16 protein-coding genes and 1 riboswitch are annotated in these 14,653 nt (G+C 73.6%); of the genes, 9 read left to right on the top strand and 7 right to left on the bottom strand.

Annotated features, from left to right (window positions below; translation table 11 throughout):
* Positions 1-53 precede the first annotated feature (53 nt).
* Positions 54-1,658: a phospholipase D family protein gene (locus tag CLV52_RS08110; RefSeq protein ID WP_133765706.1), complete on the top strand. Its 1,605-nt coding sequence runs from the start codon at positions 54-56 to the stop codon at positions 1,656-1,658.
* 45 nt (positions 1,659-1,703) lie between these two features.
* On the opposite strand, the gene CLV52_RS08105 is transcribed toward CLV52_RS08110, so the two are convergent.
* A complete protein-coding gene (locus CLV52_RS08105) occupies positions 1,704-1,958 on the bottom strand; it encodes a CBU_0592 family membrane protein (RefSeq protein ID WP_133765705.1) in 255 nt (84 codons plus the stop codon).
* Between the two features lie 17 nt (positions 1,959-1,975).
* Positions 1,976-2,041: riboswitch (guanidine-III (ykkC-III) riboswitch) on the bottom strand.
* Between the two features lie 51 nt (positions 2,042-2,092).
* Positions 2,093-2,374 carry a hypothetical protein gene (locus CLV52_RS08100; RefSeq protein WP_133765704.1) on the bottom strand — a complete coding sequence of 94 codons (282 nt, stop codon included), beginning with the start codon at positions 2,372-2,374 and terminating at the stop codon, positions 2,093-2,095.
* An 89-nt stretch (positions 2,375-2,463) separates the two neighbouring features.
* Here CLV52_RS08100 and CLV52_RS08095 point away from each other — a divergent pair, with 89 nt between their 5' ends.
* A complete protein-coding gene (locus CLV52_RS08095) occupies positions 2,464-2,868 on the top strand; it encodes an ArsR/SmtB family transcription factor (protein ID WP_133765703.1) in 405 nt (134 codons plus the stop codon).
* On the top strand, positions 2,865-3,908 hold the full coding sequence (locus CLV52_RS08090; RefSeq protein WP_133765702.1) for a cation diffusion facilitator family transporter: 1,044 nt from the start codon (positions 2,865-2,867) through the stop codon (positions 3,906-3,908). The genes CLV52_RS08095 and CLV52_RS08090 overlap by 4 nt, the downstream gene beginning before the upstream one ends.
* Positions 3,909-3,920: 12 nt before the next feature.
* Here CLV52_RS08090 and CLV52_RS08085 read toward each other — a convergent pair whose 3' ends face one another.
* The 4 genes from CLV52_RS08085 to CLV52_RS08070 all read right to left on the bottom strand — a co-directional run bounded on the left by CLV52_RS08085 (position 3,921) and on the right by CLV52_RS08070 (position 7,888).
* Positions 3,921-5,225 (bottom strand): alpha/beta fold hydrolase, encoded by a 1,305-nt coding sequence (locus tag CLV52_RS08085; RefSeq protein WP_133765701.1) that lies wholly within the window; start codon positions 5,223-5,225, stop codon positions 3,921-3,923.
* A gap of 107 nt (positions 5,226-5,332) precedes the next feature.
* A complete protein-coding gene (locus CLV52_RS08080; RefSeq protein ID WP_133765700.1) occupies positions 5,333-5,785 on the bottom strand; it encodes a hypothetical protein in 453 nt (150 codons plus the stop codon).
* Between the two features lie 85 nt (positions 5,786-5,870).
* Positions 5,871-7,217 carry a sensor histidine kinase gene (locus CLV52_RS08075; protein WP_133765699.1) on the bottom strand — a complete coding sequence of 449 codons (1,347 nt, stop codon included), beginning with the start codon at positions 7,215-7,217 and terminating at the stop codon, positions 5,871-5,873.
* Positions 7,214-7,888, bottom strand: coding sequence for a response regulator transcription factor (locus CLV52_RS08070; protein ID WP_211342630.1), 675 nt, complete (start codon positions 7,886-7,888; stop codon positions 7,214-7,216). Before CLV52_RS08070 ends, CLV52_RS08075 begins: the two co-directional genes overlap by 4 nt.
* Before the next feature lie 144 nt (positions 7,889-8,032).
* On the opposite strand from CLV52_RS08070, the gene CLV52_RS08065 reads away from it, so the two are divergent.
* The 4 genes from CLV52_RS08065 (at position 8,033) to CLV52_RS08050 (ending at position 12,259) form a co-directional block, all read left to right on the top strand.
* On the top strand, positions 8,033-8,836 hold the full coding sequence (locus tag CLV52_RS08065; RefSeq protein WP_133765697.1) for an FAD:protein FMN transferase: 804 nt from the start codon (positions 8,033-8,035) through the stop codon (positions 8,834-8,836).
* Positions 8,833-10,212: a ferredoxin reductase family protein gene (locus tag CLV52_RS08060; RefSeq protein WP_133765696.1), complete on the top strand. Its 1,380-nt coding sequence runs from the start codon at positions 8,833-8,835 to the stop codon at positions 10,210-10,212. The genes CLV52_RS08065 and CLV52_RS08060 overlap by 4 nt, the downstream gene beginning before the upstream one ends.
* A gap of 13 nt (positions 10,213-10,225) precedes the next feature.
* Positions 10,226-10,753: an FMN-binding protein gene (locus tag CLV52_RS08055; protein WP_133765695.1), complete on the top strand. Its 528-nt coding sequence runs from the start codon at positions 10,226-10,228 to the stop codon at positions 10,751-10,753.
* Positions 10,754-10,930: 177 nt separating this feature from the next.
* Positions 10,931-12,259, top strand: coding sequence for an HNH endonuclease signature motif containing protein (locus CLV52_RS08050; protein ID WP_133765694.1), 1,329 nt, complete (start codon positions 10,931-10,933; stop codon positions 12,257-12,259).
* 153 nt (positions 12,260-12,412) lie between these two features.
* Here the strand turns inward: CLV52_RS08050 and CLV52_RS08045 are convergent, their stop codons facing one another.
* Positions 12,413-13,027 (bottom strand): DedA family protein, encoded by a 615-nt coding sequence (locus tag CLV52_RS08045; protein ID WP_133765693.1) that lies wholly within the window; start codon positions 13,025-13,027, stop codon positions 12,413-12,415.
* 124 nt (positions 13,028-13,151) lie between these two features.
* Here CLV52_RS08045 and CLV52_RS08040 point away from each other — a divergent pair, with 124 nt between their 5' ends.
* Positions 13,152-13,958, top strand: coding sequence for a COG4705 family protein (locus tag CLV52_RS08040; RefSeq protein WP_246018015.1), 807 nt, complete (start codon positions 13,152-13,154; stop codon positions 13,956-13,958).
* Positions 13,955-14,647, top strand: coding sequence for a response regulator transcription factor (locus CLV52_RS08035; protein ID WP_133765691.1), 693 nt, complete (start codon positions 13,955-13,957; stop codon positions 14,645-14,647). Before CLV52_RS08040 ends, CLV52_RS08035 begins: the two co-directional genes overlap by 4 nt.
* Positions 14,648-14,653 lie beyond the last annotated feature (6 nt).

The following is a 14,653-nucleotide window of genomic DNA, read 5'->3' as shown; positions in this document are numbered from 1 at the left end:
CCCGTGAGCCCGCTCCCAGTGCGGGTGCGCGCGGAGTACGGGAGAGTGCACCCATGAGCAGCAGCCGCCTCGAGCCGTGGTTCCTCACGCGGCGGGAGCGCGGCAACGACACGAGCGCGTCGGTGGAGGAGGTGGGCATCGCCACGTGGTCGGAGGGGAACCTCGTGCGACCGCTGATCCACGGCGCGGTGTACTTCGCGCGGCTCCACGCCGAGCTGTCCGACCTCGACGCCGGGGACCGGGTCTGGTTCACCGACTGGCGCGGTGACGCCGACGAGCGACTCCTGCCGGACGGGCCGTCGGTCGGTGAGCTGCTCGCCGACCTCGCGCGGCGCGGCATCGAGGTGCGGGGGCTCGTCTGGCGCTCGCACGGCGAGAAGGTCTCGGGCTCGATCAGCGGCCGGTCGAACGCGCTCCTCGGCCGCGAGATCAACGAGGCGGGCGGGGAGGTCCTCCTCGATCAGCGCGTGCCGCTGTTCGGCTCGCACCACCAGAAGCTGTTCGTCGTCCGCCGCCGCGACGATTCGAGCCGGGACGTCGCGTTCGTCGGCGGCATCGACCTCTCCCACAGCCGCCGCGACGACGCCGAGCACGAGGGCGATCCGCAGGCGGTGCGGCTGGACGAGCGGTACGGGCCGCGGCCGCCGTGGCACGACGCGGCGCTGGAGCTCCGCGGACCGGTGGTGACCGACCTGCTCGACGTGTTCGCGGAGCGCTGGAACGATCCGCACCCGCTCGACCGACGCACGCCGCTCCGGATGGTCCTGCAGCGCCTGGCGCGCATGCCGAGGCACCCGAAGCCGCTGCCGGAGGCGGCGCCGGCCCCCGCGCCCGCCGGTCCGCACGCCGTGCAGCTGCTGCGGACCTACACCGCGAAGCGGCCGCCGTTCCCGTTCGCGCCGGACGGCGAGCGGACCGTCGCCCGCGCCTACGCGAAAGCGTTCGCCCGCGCGCAGCACCTCATCTACATCGAGGACCAGTACCTGTGGTCGCTGGAGGTCGCCGACGGCATCGCGGACGCGATGCGACGCAACCCGCGGCTGCAGCTGATCGCGGTCGTGCCGCGGTACCCGAGCTCCGACGGATCGGTCTCCGGGCCGCCGAGTCGCATCGGGCAGATCCGCGCGATCAACCGCCTGCGCCGTGCGGCACCGGGCCGCGTCCAGGTCTTCGACCTCGAGAACCGGCACGGGACGCCGATCTACGTGCACGCGAAGGTCTGCGTCGTCGACGACGTGTGGTTCACGGTCGGATCCGACAACTTCAACCGGCGGTCGTGGGCGACCGACAGCGAACTGACCTGCGCGGTCCTGGACGCGACCGCGGCGGACGGCGACGAGGAACCCGCGGCCGACTCGCCCCGGCGCCTCGCCCGGGACCTCCGCCGGACGCTGTGGGCCGAGCACCTCGGCCTGCAGGCCGACGACCCGCGGCTCCAGCGCCTCGAGGACGGCCCGGACCTCTGGTCGCGGACTGCGCAAGCGCTCGACGACTGGTACGCCGCCGACCGCGAGGGTCCGCGCCCGGCCGGGCAGATCCGGCGGCATCGGACCGAGCCGATCACCCGCCTGCAGCGACTCTGGGCCGACCCCGCGTACCGCACCGTCGTCGACCCCGACCACCGCCCTCGTCGCCTCCGCGACGAGCACCGCTTCTGACCGAGCGACGAGACCTGATCACCGCGGGCCGACCGCGTGGGGGCTTCAGTGCTGGGCTGCGGCGGGCGTCCTGCCCCGCAGCGCGGCGACGAGACCGACGGCGGAGACGATCGCCCACACGCCTTCGAGCAGGAGGAATCCCCACTGCCCCTCGATCACTGCTTCGACCGCGAGCACGGCCGAACCCGCGACGTTCAGGGCGAGGGACCGCTTGGAGACGGCGGAGAACCAGCCGCGCTGCACGCCGACGAATGCGGCGAGCACCAGCAGCGAACCGACGACCTGCACCAGCTGACCCATGACGGACCACTCCCTCAGGAGCGTCGTCTTGCCTGTCCGGGTACGGCGCACATCTCGTCCGGTCGCGCCGTGCGGCGCGATGTCCAGGGTCGCACATCCCCCCGTCGGCGTCGTCCCGGCGGCGAGGAGCGGCGCTACAGGACGCCGACGACGCTCATCACCGGCGTGCTGAACCGCACGATCGGGTCGGCGTCGCCCTCCACCGGGTCGAGCACCATCTGCACCCGGGAGGCGATCTCCGGCGGGAGGGGCGTCATGATCGCGACGCGGTACCAGGTGTCGGGAAGCATCGGCTTGTTCGTGTCCTCGGGGTCGTCCGGCCCGCCCTTCCGGCTGATGCCGAGCCGCGTTCCCGCGCCGTCGAAGTCGCGGTAGGCGAGGGTGTAGACGGCGCCGCCCTTGGTCGTGATGGTCATGGACACGAGCCGCGAGCCTGGTGCACGCCGGCTGGGCGACCACCCGGAGCAGTGGCGAGGACGACCTCCCCACGTGCAATCATCTTCGCATGGACGCAGATACGCGGAGATGCGGGCGATTCCCCGACAGCGAGTACGTCGAACTCGCCGTGGAGGTGTTCGCACTGCTGAGCGACGCGACCCGCGTGCGCATCGTGCTCGCGCTCCGCGATGTCGAGGAGCTGTCGGTCAACGCGCTCGCTGAGCTCGTCGACCGGCCCGCGAGCACCGTCTCGCAGCATCTGGCGAAGATGCGCATGGCGCGCATGGTGACGACGCGGCAGCACGGACAGAAGGTCTTCTACCGCCTCGCGAACGAGCACGCCGTCCAGCTGGTGACCGACGCGATCTTCCAGGCCGAGCACGCGGTCAGCACCTCCCCGCGTCATCACCACGCGCTCGCCGAGGACGCCGCCGCGCCGGTCGACGGCTCCACGATCGGCGGTGCGTCATGACTCACCTGCAGCGACACGACCACGAGCACGGCCACGACCATCAGCACGGCCATGACCACCAGCACGGCCATCAGCACGGCCACGACCACGACCACGACCACGACCACGACCATCCGGGCGGCGTGCGCGGGTTCCTCGTGCACCTCTTCGTGCCGCACACCCATGACGCGGCGGACTCCGTCGACGACGCGCTGGAGGCCAGTACCGCGGGGGTCCGCGCGCTGAAGATCAGCCTGGTCGTACTCCTCGCGACGACGGCGATCCAGTTCGGGATCGTGCTGATCACGTCGTCGGTCGCGCTGCTCGCGGACACGGTGCACAACTTCAGCGACGCGCTGACCGCGGTGCCGCTGTGGGTAGCGTTCGTGCTCGCGCGCCGACCTCCGTCCCGCCGCTACACCTACGGCTACGGCCGCGCGGAGGACCTGGCCGGTCTGTTCATCGTCGCGGTGGTCCTCCTCTCGGCGGTCGTGGCCGCGTGGCAGAGCATCGAGCGCCTGATCTCGCCCCGGCCGCTCGAGAACCTCGGCTGGCTCGCGGTGGCCGGTGTCATCGGGTTCCTCGGGAACGAGGCGGTCGCCGCCTACCGCATCCGCGTCGGGCGGCGGATCGGCTCAGCCGCGCTCGTCGCCGACGGCGTGCACGCGCGCACGGACGGGTTCACCTCGCTCGCCGTCGTGGTCGGCGCCGCAGGCGTCTGGGCGGGCTTCCCGCTCGCCGATCCCATCGTCGGCGTCCTCATCGCCGCCGCCATCTTCGTGCTCCTCATCGGCACGGTCCGCAGCATCGGTCGCCGCCTCCTCGACGGCATCGACCCCGATCTGCTGGAGACCGCCGAGCACGCGCTCCAGCACGTACCGGGGATCGCGAGGGTCGACCGGGTGCGCCTGCGCTGGGTGGGACACCGGCTGCAGGGCGACGCCCGCGTCGTGGCGGCGGCCGCCGCGGATCCGGACGGGATCGAGCACGAGGCGTCCGAGCAGATCCGTCGGCACCTGCACGGGGTCGAGGACTTCGAGGTCCGCGTCCTCCACGGCTGACGGAAGGGGCGTTCAGTGCCGCGGGGCGCCCCGCTCGTCGAGGAGGCGCTGCAGGTGCCGGACGACCTCGCCGCCGCTCGCGCCGATCCCGTCGTGCTCCCACTCGTCGGTGACCCAGGTCGTCACGTTCGCGATCTCGCCAGCGGTGCGCAGCTGGAGGTCGGCGTCGACGTAGAGGTCGTCGAAGTAGATCGCGGCCACCACCGGCACCTCGTTCGCCGCGAGGCGGGCGAGGTCGTAGCGCCCCGGCCAGTCGGTGCGCTCCTGCAGGAGGTGGACGGCGGGACCGAAGGGGCGGAGGAGCCGGATCTCCTCGAACATCCACGGGAAGAACATCTCGCCCGTGAACCGGAGCGGCCGGGCGCTCTCGGCGAACTCCGGATGCCGGTCGTGCTCCGCCTGCGCCGCCCAGCGCGTGGCGCCGGAGGTGTCGTCCGTGTACTCGGCCGCCTCCTGCAGCGCCGCCCAGAGCGGGTTGTCGGCGAAGGAGCTGGCGTCCTGCGCCGCCGCGAGGAACGCGTCGGACAGGCGCCCGTCGCTCCCCCACGCGGTGTCGAGGAGCCAGTGCAACTCCTCGAACCCGTGCTGCATGCCGAAGCGGGCACCGCCCAGGTACTGCAGGCGCCGGACGGTGAGCCGATCCCCGTCGGGCAGCCGGACGTCCTCCTCCGCGAGCAGGTCCGCGATCCGGGCGACGACGGCGAGGTCCTCCGGGTACCGCTCCTCGAACCGCCGGTTCTTCGCGAGCGCGCGCGGGTAGGTGCGGCGGTACAGGTCGGCGGCGTCCGGACGGAGGGCGGGCAGCCCGCCCGTGATCATCGACGCGGCGAGCCCCTCCGGCGCGGAGGACAGGTACTCGAGCGTGATCCAGCCGCCGTAGCTCTGGCCGAAGGTCGTCCAGCGCCGGCCGCCGTAGACGGTGGTGCGGAGGTGCTCGGCGTCGCGCACGATCGAGTCCGCACGGAAGCAGGCGAGGTACGCGGCGCCCTCCTCGGCGGTCGCGAACGACGCCATCCGTGCCGCGTCGACCCGGGTGCTGCGACCGGTGCCGCGCTGATCGAGCAGCACGACGCGGTAGCGCTCGAGGAGCACGCCCACCCAACCGGAGGCGTCCACCGGGCGCGGCGACTTCCCACCCGGGCCGCCCTGGAGGAACACGAGCAGCGGTAGGTCCTCGTGCCGACGGTGCGCGGCGACGACCTCCCGGGCGAAGAGGGTGATCGTGCCGCCGACCTCCGGGCGCCGCCAGTCGAGCGGCACCGCGACCTCGTGGTCGGTGACGTGGACGCCCGGGATCGTGTACTCGGCGGTGATCATGCGTCGATCCTGCCGGTCGGCGCCGCGGCCCGCTCGACGTCCGCGCGCGCACGCCCACTCTTCGTTCTGCAGGAGGCGTCCTCCTACAGAACGAAGCATGCGGGGGATCAGCCGCGGCGGAGGACCGCCGACCGGATGGACGCCCAGACGGCGAGCGCCAGCACCACCGACGAGAAGAAGACGTGGAAGGGGGTCCAGCCGTCCATCCCGAGCGTGCTGATCAGGTGCCCGCTCCCCCACTGCCCGACGGAGGCCACGAACAGCACGACGGCGACGACGGTCAGCACCGGCGCCACCCTGCGGAGCGCCACCACCGCGACGACGGCGGCGAGGAGCGCGGGGACGAGCAGGCCGTAGGCGGTCCAGCCGTGGATGTCGGTCCAGGTCTCCTCCGTGTCGCCCTTCGCGCGGATGAACTCGCTCGAGGTGAAGAACTGGACGAAGACGAAGAGGGTCGCGATGCCGGTCAGCGCCGCGTACGCCTTCCGCGCGCCGGTCGGGACGGCGCTCGTGCGCTCCGCGGTCGTGATGGTCGTTCCGGCTGTCGCCCGCTGGCTCATGCCGCCAGCCTCTCGAGGCCGCGGATGGAAGCCGGCCGGTGCCGCACTCGAGGATTCGAAGACGGCCGGACTCCCGGCGTCCTCCCTACCGCGCCCGCCCCCGTTCGACGGGCAGCACGACCGTCGCGACGGCGCCGCCGCGCTCGCCGTTCGCGACCGCGGCCGTGCCGCCGCTGCGCTCCGCGAGCCGCCGCACGAGGGTGAGCCCGAGACCGGACCCGGCGGACCCGCTGCTCCGCGCGGTCTCCGGCCTCGAGAAGCGGTCGAACGCGTAGGGCAGGAAGTCCTCTGGGATGCCCGTGCCGTCGTCGCGCACCGTGAGCACGATCCGGTCTGCGGCGCGGTCGACCCGGGCGACGACCGCGGAGCGCGGCGCCGCGGCGAGCGCGTTGCCGAGGAGGTTGGTGACGATCCGCCCGAAGCCGGACACGTCGATGGGCGCCTCGGCGGACTCGTCGAGCCGCTCGTCCAGCTCGAGGTCGACGAGGACGCCCTCCGGGGCCAGCAGCCGGGCGCGATCGACGGCGTCCATCGCCGCGGTCACGAGGGCCGCGACGGGCGTCGCCGAAGGTGCGGCGGTCGCGGCGTCCGCGCGCGAGAGGGCGAGGAGGTCGTCGGCGAGCCGTGTCACCCGGGCCACGGAGTCGCGGATCGCCGGCAGGTCTGCGGTCTCGGGCCGCCGCTGCGCGAGCTCGACCTGGGCGGCGAGGACCGCGAGCGGCGTCCGCAGCTCGTGCGCGGTGTCGGCCGTCACGCGGCGCTCGTGCTCGGCGCTCTCGCGGAGGTCGTCGACGAGGCGGTTCATCGTGGCCGCGAGCTCCGCGAGCTCGCCGGCGCCGCGCTCCGGCAGCGATCCCGTCGCGTCGGGCGCCCGCAGCCGCTCCGCGCTCGCGCGCAGGCGCTCGACCGGCCGGAGCGCGGCGGTGGCGACGAGCCACGCGGCAACGGCGGTCAGGAGGACGGCGATCGGCGTGCCTACGAGCAGAGACGTCCTGATCCCCTGCAGCAGGCCGTCGCTCGCGCTGAGGTCCCGAGCCGCCCAGAGCCGCCAGGTCCCGGCCGGGGTGCGCAGCCGCTCGGCCACGACGCGGTACCGCCCGCTCTCCACCTCGACGGTGCCCTCGGTCGTCACCGTGCGGGCCGCGCGCAGCAGCTCGGGCGGCATCGAGTCGCGGGCCGTCGAACCGTCCGGTGCCACGACGGCGACGAGCACCCCGGACGCGGAAGGGTCGGGCTCCTCCTCCGGCTGGGTCCGGAGGTCGACGAGGAAGGGACGGAGGTCGTCGACTGCGAGCTGCGCCGCGGTGCGGACCGACGCGTCCGCAACCTGCTGCGCGACGAGCACGCCGAGCACCGACAGCACGACCGCGGCGACGAGGGCGCTGCCGGCCGCGATCCGGGCGCGGATGCTGACCGCCGCGGACCGGCTCATCCGGTTCGCCGCAGCCGGTAGCCGACGTTCCGCAGGGTCTCGATGCGGACGCCGCTCTCCGCGGCCGCGAGCTTCTTGCGCACGTAGCTGACGTACTGGTCGACGATCGCCGGGTCGAAGCGGTCCGGGTCGCCCCACACCTCCGCCAGCAGCGTGCGACGGTCCACCGCGTCGCCCGAACGCGAGGCGAGGGTGCGGAGCACGCCGAACTCCTTGACGCTGAGCGGCACGACCCGGTCGCCGACGAGCGCGCGGACGGCCATCGGGTCGAGCACGAGGTCGCCGACCTCGAGCCGCCCACCCGAGGCGGCGGTCCGCCGCAGCAGCGCCCGGATCCGCGCCGCGAGCTCCTCGAGCGCGAACGGCTTCACGAGGTAGTCGTCGGCGCCGGAGTCGAGGCCCTGGATCCGGTCCTCGAGGCCGTCCCGCGCGGTCACGAGCACCACGCCGACGGTCATCCCCTCCCGCCGCACGTGCCGGCACAGCTCGACGCCGCTCATCCCCGGCAGCGCGATGTCGACCGCGGCCACGTCGAACGGACGGGAACGGAGGAGGATCAGTCCGGCGAGGCCGTCGGCGGCGGCCTCGACCCGGTGCCCCTCGCCCTCGAGCGCCTGGACGAGGAGCCCGCGCATCCGCGGCTCGTCCTCCACCACCAGCACATCCGCCACGCGGCGAGCCTTGCAGACGCCGCGCGCCACGTGCGCGCGAGGCGGATGCCGCATTCGAGGACACGAAGACGCGTCGCGGCTCGCATAGGCGGCGCACAGCAGGCTCATGGCGCGGCTCGCCGACGTTTCGGCACCATCGTGCGAATGACCGACACCGTCCCGCCCGCGACGGAGCGCCGGACCGTCCGTGTCGAGAAGGTGATGGGTACCGCCGTGTCGTTCGACGTGCGCGGCGAGGGCGATCACGACGCGGCGGTCGCCGAGGCGATCGCCTGGTTCCACGACGTCGACCGGCGGTTCAGCACCTACCGTCCCGACAGCCTGGTGTCCCGACTCGGGCGGGACGCGGCCGTGCTCCGCGACCCGGACCTCGCGGAGGTCGTGGAGGTCTGCGAGCGGATGCGGACGTCGTCCGGCGGCGCCTTCGACGCCCGCTCCCCCTCGGGATTCGATCCGTCCGCCTTCGTCAAGGGGTGGTCGGTGGACCGCGCGGGCGAGATCCTCCGGGCGCACGGGTGCGAGCGGTGGTCGGTCAACGCGGGCGGCGACGTCCTCGTCGCGTCGGACGGCGGACGGCCGTGGCGCATCGGCGTCCAGCACCCCTTCGACCGCGGCGCGTTCGGCACCGTCCTCGAGGCCGACCACCTCGCGGTCGCGACCTCGGCGCTGACCGAGCGCGGCGAGCACATCCGCGACCCGCGCACGGGTCGTGCAGCGGTCGGCGCCGTGTCGACCACGGTGTGCGGTCCGGAGCTCGGCCTCGCCGACGCGATCGCCACCGCCGCGTTCGTCCTGGGCCAGGACGGACCGGCCTGGGTCGCGGGGCTCGACGGCTACGAGTGCTGGTCGGTCCTGCCCGACGGCAGCGTGCTCGCGACCGCGGGGTTCCCACGGCTGGTGCACGGGGTCCCGGTGCGCTCGGCGTCCGCGCCGGCGGCGTTCCGATGACCGGCACGCTGCAGCGCCCGCAGCACGTCGCACCGCCGGCGACCGCGCGGCGGCTCCCCCGCCGCGGCAGGCCGCTCGTCGTCGACCTGCTCGCCGCCGCGGCCGGCCTCGGACTCGGCGTCACCATCGCGCTCGGGGTGTCCGCGCAGTCGCTCGCGAGCGTCGGCACGGTCGCCGGCGCCCTCACGGCGGTCGGGCGGATGACGGGCCTGCTGGCGGGCTACGCGATGATCGTCACCGTCGCGCTGTCCGCCCGCATCGGGCCGCTGGAGCGGGCGGTCGGCCAGGACCGGCTGATCCGCTGGCACCGCCGGCTCGCGCCCTACGGCCTCTACCTGCTGCTCGCGCACGTCGTGCTGATCGTGCTCGGGTACGCCGCGCTCGCCCAGACGGGCGTCCTCGCGCAGCTCTGGGCGCTCGTGCTCACCTACCAGGGCATGCTCGGCGCGGTCGTCGGCACGCTGCTGCTCCTGCTCGCGGGGATCACCTCGTACCGGCGCGCGCGGCGCCGGCTGCGCTACGAGACGTGGTGGGCGGTGCACCTGTACACCTACCTCGCGCTGCTCTTCGCGTTCCAGCACCAGGTGCAGACCGGTGCCTCGTTCGTCGGCCACCCGCTCGCCACCGCCTGGTGGACGGCGCTCTGGGTCGCGCTGCTCGCCGCGGTCGTCGCGTGGCGGGTGCTGCTGCCGGTCGTCCGCTCCCTGCGACACGGGGTCCGGGTCGCGGGCGTCGTCCAGGAGGCCCCGGGCGTCGTCTCGGTCGTGCTCGAGGGGCGCCGCCTCGACCGGCTGCCGGTGGCGGGCGGCCAGTTCTTCCAGTGGCGTTTCCTCACCCGCGGCGCGTGGTGGCAGGCGCATCCGTTCTCCCTGTCGCACGTGCCGCAGGAGCACCGGATGCGGATCACGGTCAAGGACCTCGGCGACCACAGCGCCGGGCTCGCATCGCTCCCGATCGGCACGCCGGTCTTCATCGAGGGGCCCTACGGCCGCTTCACCGCCGACGCCGCGACCGGGCACAAGGTCCTGCTCGTCGGCGCCGGTGTCGGCGCGACGCCGCTGCGGAGCCTCCTCCAGGACCTCGACGAGCACGCCGATGTCGCCGTCCTCCTGCGCGGCCGGGACCGCGGCTCGCTGGTCCTCGCCGACGAGATCGCCCGGGAGGTGCAGCGGCGGGGCGCCCGGCTGTGGGAGGCGCTCGGCCCGCGCGACCGGCTGTCGGTGACCGCGGGGACGCTCCGCCGGGCGATGCCGGACATCGCGGAGCGCGACGTCTTCATCTGCGGCCCGGACGACTTCACCGCCGCGATCGCCGCCGCCTGCCGGGAGGCGGGCGTGCCCGCCTCCCGCGTGCACTTCGAGTCCTTCGCGTTCTGATCAGGAGATCCTCATGCGCCGAGCACCGATCGTCCTCACCGCCACCGTCCTCGGTACGGCGGGCGTGCTCCTCTTCAAGCCCCTGCCGCCCTCCGCCGTGACGAGCGCGTCGGCGTCGCGCGACGACACCTCGGGTGCGTCGACGCCGGCCGCCGAACCGTCCACGACGCCCTCCTCGTCCTCGTCCGGGTCGAGCAGCTCGAGCAGCGCGAAGGACGGCACGTTCAGCGGCGACGCCGAGACGACCCGGTTCGGCACGACGCAGGTGAAGGTCGTGGTGTCGGGCGGGAGGATCACCGACGTCGTCACGGTGCAGCTCAACCAGAACGACCCGCGCTCGATGCAGATCAGCGAGAGCGCGGCGCCGGTGCTGCGCTCCGAGGTGCTCTCCGCGCAGAAGGCCGCGGTCGACACCGTGAGCGGTGCGACCTACACGAGCGCCGCGTACGAGGCGTCGCTGCAGTCGGCACTGGACCGCGCCGGCTTCGCCGCCGCGGACGGGTCGAAGGCGAGCACGGACCTGTCGCGCGTCGAGGGCTGAGCGCCGCCGCCGACGTCCGTCCGTCCGCCGGCCTCGGTGGTTGAGGTGCGAGCGAAGCGAGCCTCGGAACCACCCCGCACCCTCGGTACCGACCCACCTCGCCGCGCCTTCCGCAGAACGGAAAACACCTGACCCAGATCGGGTTCCAATGTCAGTGCCCCGTGCTCGAATACCCCCATGACCCGGACGGCGGAGGCGCTCCTCGAGCAGGCGGACACCTACGCCTGCCTCGCCGACGACGCCCTCCGGTTCGTCTCCGATCAGGCGCTGCTCGACCGGTTGTCCGCGGTCGCGAGACTCCGTCGCCTCGCGCAGGCGGAGGAGACCACGCTGGCCGGGGAGGTCGCCCGCCGTAGTGAGAACCGGGAGGACTCCCTCGCCCGCAAGCAGGGCGCCGCGAACGCGGCGAACCTCGTGTCCCAGGTCACCGGGATGCCGCGCTCGACCGCGGCCACCGTGGTCGCATCGGGTGAGGCGTTCCGTGCGCGGGAGGTGATGACCGGCGAGGTGCTGCCGGCGACCTGCCCGCAGATCGCCGACGCCTTCGCCGCCGGTCTGCTCGACCCGGAGATCGCAGCGGCGATGCGCCGCACCCTGGCCGAGTGCGCGCCCGGGCTGGCGCCGTGGGAGCTCGACGACCTCGAGCGGAGCCTCCTCGACACCGCAGCCGAAGGCTGGGCACCGAACGACCTGCTCCGCTGGCTCAAGCGCGTCCCCGAGCACGCCAACCCCGACGGCGGACGCCCCGACCGGGGCGAACCGACCCCGATTCCGACGGTGAAGCGGCGGGACCTGCGCAACGGGCTGGTCCGGTGGACGCTCGACCTCGACACGTTGACCGACGGGTTCCTCAAGACCGCGGTCGAGGCCAACAGCCCGACCCGGCGCTCGATCCTCGTCACTTCGGATCAGGCGGACACGGCGGAGACGCAGGACCGTCGGCCGTTGGAGCAGCAGTGGGTCGACGGGATCCGTCTGCTCGCGAAGAAAGCGATCCGGGTCGACGACGGGCAGGTCGCCGGCACCGCCGTCACCCTCCTGGTCACCATGACCGAGGACGCCCTCCGCACCGGACTCGGCACCGCCGAGCTGCCCGACTGCGGCACCCAGATCAGCGCCTCCGTCGCCCGCATGCTCGCGGCGGACGCGGAGATCATCCCCGTGGTCCTCGGCGGGAAGTCGCAGCCGCTGGACCTCGGCACCGGGCGCAGGTTCTTCACCGAAGCCCAACGCAGAGCCATGGCCGTCCGCGACGGCGGGTGCGTCGGACCCGGCTGCGACGCACCACCCTCCTGGTGCGACGGGGCGCACATCCGACCCGCCGGATACGGATCGACCTCGATCGACAACGGAGTTCTGCTGTGTTGGCGGTGCCATGTGCTGCACGACGTACACGGGTGGCAGATCGACCGGGACGACGGCAGGTGGTGGTGGACACCACCACCCTGGGTCGACCCCACCGGGCGGAGGCGACCCGGCGGGCGGATCTCGCCGGTCGCGGCATGACGTGTTCGGGGCTCGGTCTCGAGGCTCGCTCCGATCGCACCTCGACCAACGAGGCGAGGCGAGGCGAGGCGTTGAGGCGGGGCGGGGCGGGGCGAGGTCGAGGGCTGAGCGCCGCGTCGGGACATTCGCGGATTCGAAGGTCCCGGACGGCGGCTACCCCTCCTCGACGCGGGCGACGCGGCGGGCGCGGACCCGCTTGCGCACCTGATCGATGATCACCGGCAGCACGGAGACGAGCACGACGACGGTGAGCAGGACGTCGATGTTGTCGGTGATGAACGGCACGCCGCCGAGGAGCGAGCCGACGATCGTGACGCCGACCGCCCACAGGAAGGCGCCGAGGAGGTTCCAGGGCAGGAACCGCCGGTACGGGTAGCGGGCGCTCCCCGCGGCGAGCGGGACGTAGGTGCGGATCACCGGTACGAACCGCCCGAGCACGAGCGCCCGGCCGCCGTACCGCTCGAAGAACGCCTCCGTCTCGCGCAGCCGCGCGGTCTTGAGGATCCGCGCGTCGTCCTTGAACAGTCGATACCCGAACCGGTCGCCGAGCAGGTAGCCGACCTGGTCGCCGGCCGCAGCGGCCACGAACGCGACGATCGCGATCACCGGCACCGACAGGCCGAGGGCCTGGTGCTCGAGCCCGGCCGTGACGAGGAGCGAGTCGCCGGGGAGGAACGGGAACAGCAGCCCGGACTCGATGAACACGAATCCCGCGATCACCGCGAGCGCCCACGGTCCGACGGCTTCCAGCAGCGCCTGCACATCCATCTGCGGATGATCGCCCGCCCGCGCTGAGGAACGTCCAAGACGGCGGGCGGACAAACGGAACGGCGGGATGCGCGTGTCGCCGGTTCTTGACGGATTCTTGCTGCCCCGGTCGGACGATCGTCCCGTGACCTCCCCGCTCCGAGCCGGCGTGCCCCGCGGCGTCCGGCGCGTCCCCGAGCCGGATGCCGCGTTCTGGATCGTCAAGGTGCTCACGACGGGCATGGGCGAGACGACCTCCGACTTCCTCGTCCGCACGTTCGCGCCCGAGCTCGTGGTGCCGGCGGCCCTGCTCGTGCTGGTCGTCGCGCTCGTCGTCCAGTTCCGCGCCCGCGGCTACCACCCGGCCCGGTACTGGACCGCGGCGCTGATGGTGAGCGTGTTCGGCACCATGGCGGCGGACGTGCTGCACGTCGGCCTCGGCGTCCCGTACGCCGCCTCGACCGCGGGCTTCGCGATCGTGCTCGCCGCGGTGTTCCTGGTCTGGTGGCGCGTCGAGCGCACGCTGTCCGTCCACGGGATCACCACCGCGCGGCGCGAGGGGTTCTACTGGGCCGCGGTCATGGCGACCTTCGCGCTCGGCACGGCCGCGGGCGACCTCACGGCGACCTCCCTCGGCCTCGGCTACCTCGGCTCCGGCGTCCTCTTCCTGATCGTCTTCGCCGCACCCGGCGTGTTCTTCGCGGCGACCCGACGCGGGGCGATCGCGACGTTCTGGATCGCCTACGTCACGACGCGCCCGCTGGGCGCCTCCTTCGCCGACTGGCTCGCGGTGTCGCGCGACCGCGGCGGCCTCGACCTCGGCCCGGGCCCCGTCAGCGGCGTCCTGCTGGTCCTGTTCGTCCTCCTCGTCGCGCTCCTCACCGTCCGCGCCCGCTCCGCTCGCGGCGCCGACGGCTCCATCCCGATGAGCGGTCAGGAGGGCGTGGCATGAACGGTGTGACGACGGCGACCCGGCGGCTGACGGTCGGTCTGGTGGAGGACGACCCCGCGATCGTGCGGCTCCTCGGCGAGTGCCTGACCACGGTCGGGCACACCGGGGTGTTCGCCCGGTCCGGCGCGGAGGCCATCCGCCGATTCACCGGCGACGAGGACATCGACGTGCTCGTCCTCGACGTCGGCCTGCCCGACATGGACGGCCGCGATCTCTGCCGCGTCCTCCGTGCGAACGGGCAGCAGGCGCCGACGATGTTCCTCACCGCGCTCGGCCAGGTGCACGACGTCGTGCAGGGGTTCGCGGCCGGCGGGCTCGACTACGTCGTCAAGCCGTTCGCGCTCGCGGAGCTGGTCGCCCGCATCGAGGCGCTCGCGCGCCGGGTCGACCCGCCGGCGGCCGTGGAGGGCCTGCACCTCGACGCCGAGCGCTTCGCGCTCTGCGCCGGCGACGAGGCCCGGCTGCTCACCCCGACGGAGTTCCGCCTCGCCGCGGAGCTCCTGGCCCACTCCGGGCGGCTCGTCCGACGCGGCGAGCTCGTGAGCGCGGCCTGGGTGCCGGGTGCCCGCGTGAACGGGAACACGCTCGACACCTACCTGCATCGGATCCGGCGGCACCTCACCGCGCTCGGCTCGGCGGCGTCGATCCACACGGTGCGCGGCGTGGGCTACATCCTCCGCGGCGCCTGACCCGCC

The sequence above is a fragment of the Amnibacterium kyonggiense genome (assembly GCF_004364555.1).
GTDB classification, from domain to species: domain Bacteria; phylum Actinomycetota; class Actinomycetes; order Actinomycetales; family Microbacteriaceae; genus Amnibacterium; species Amnibacterium kyonggiense.
The sequence above is the reverse complement of the archived record's forward strand: the minus strand, read 5'-3'. Positions and strand labels throughout refer to the sequence as shown.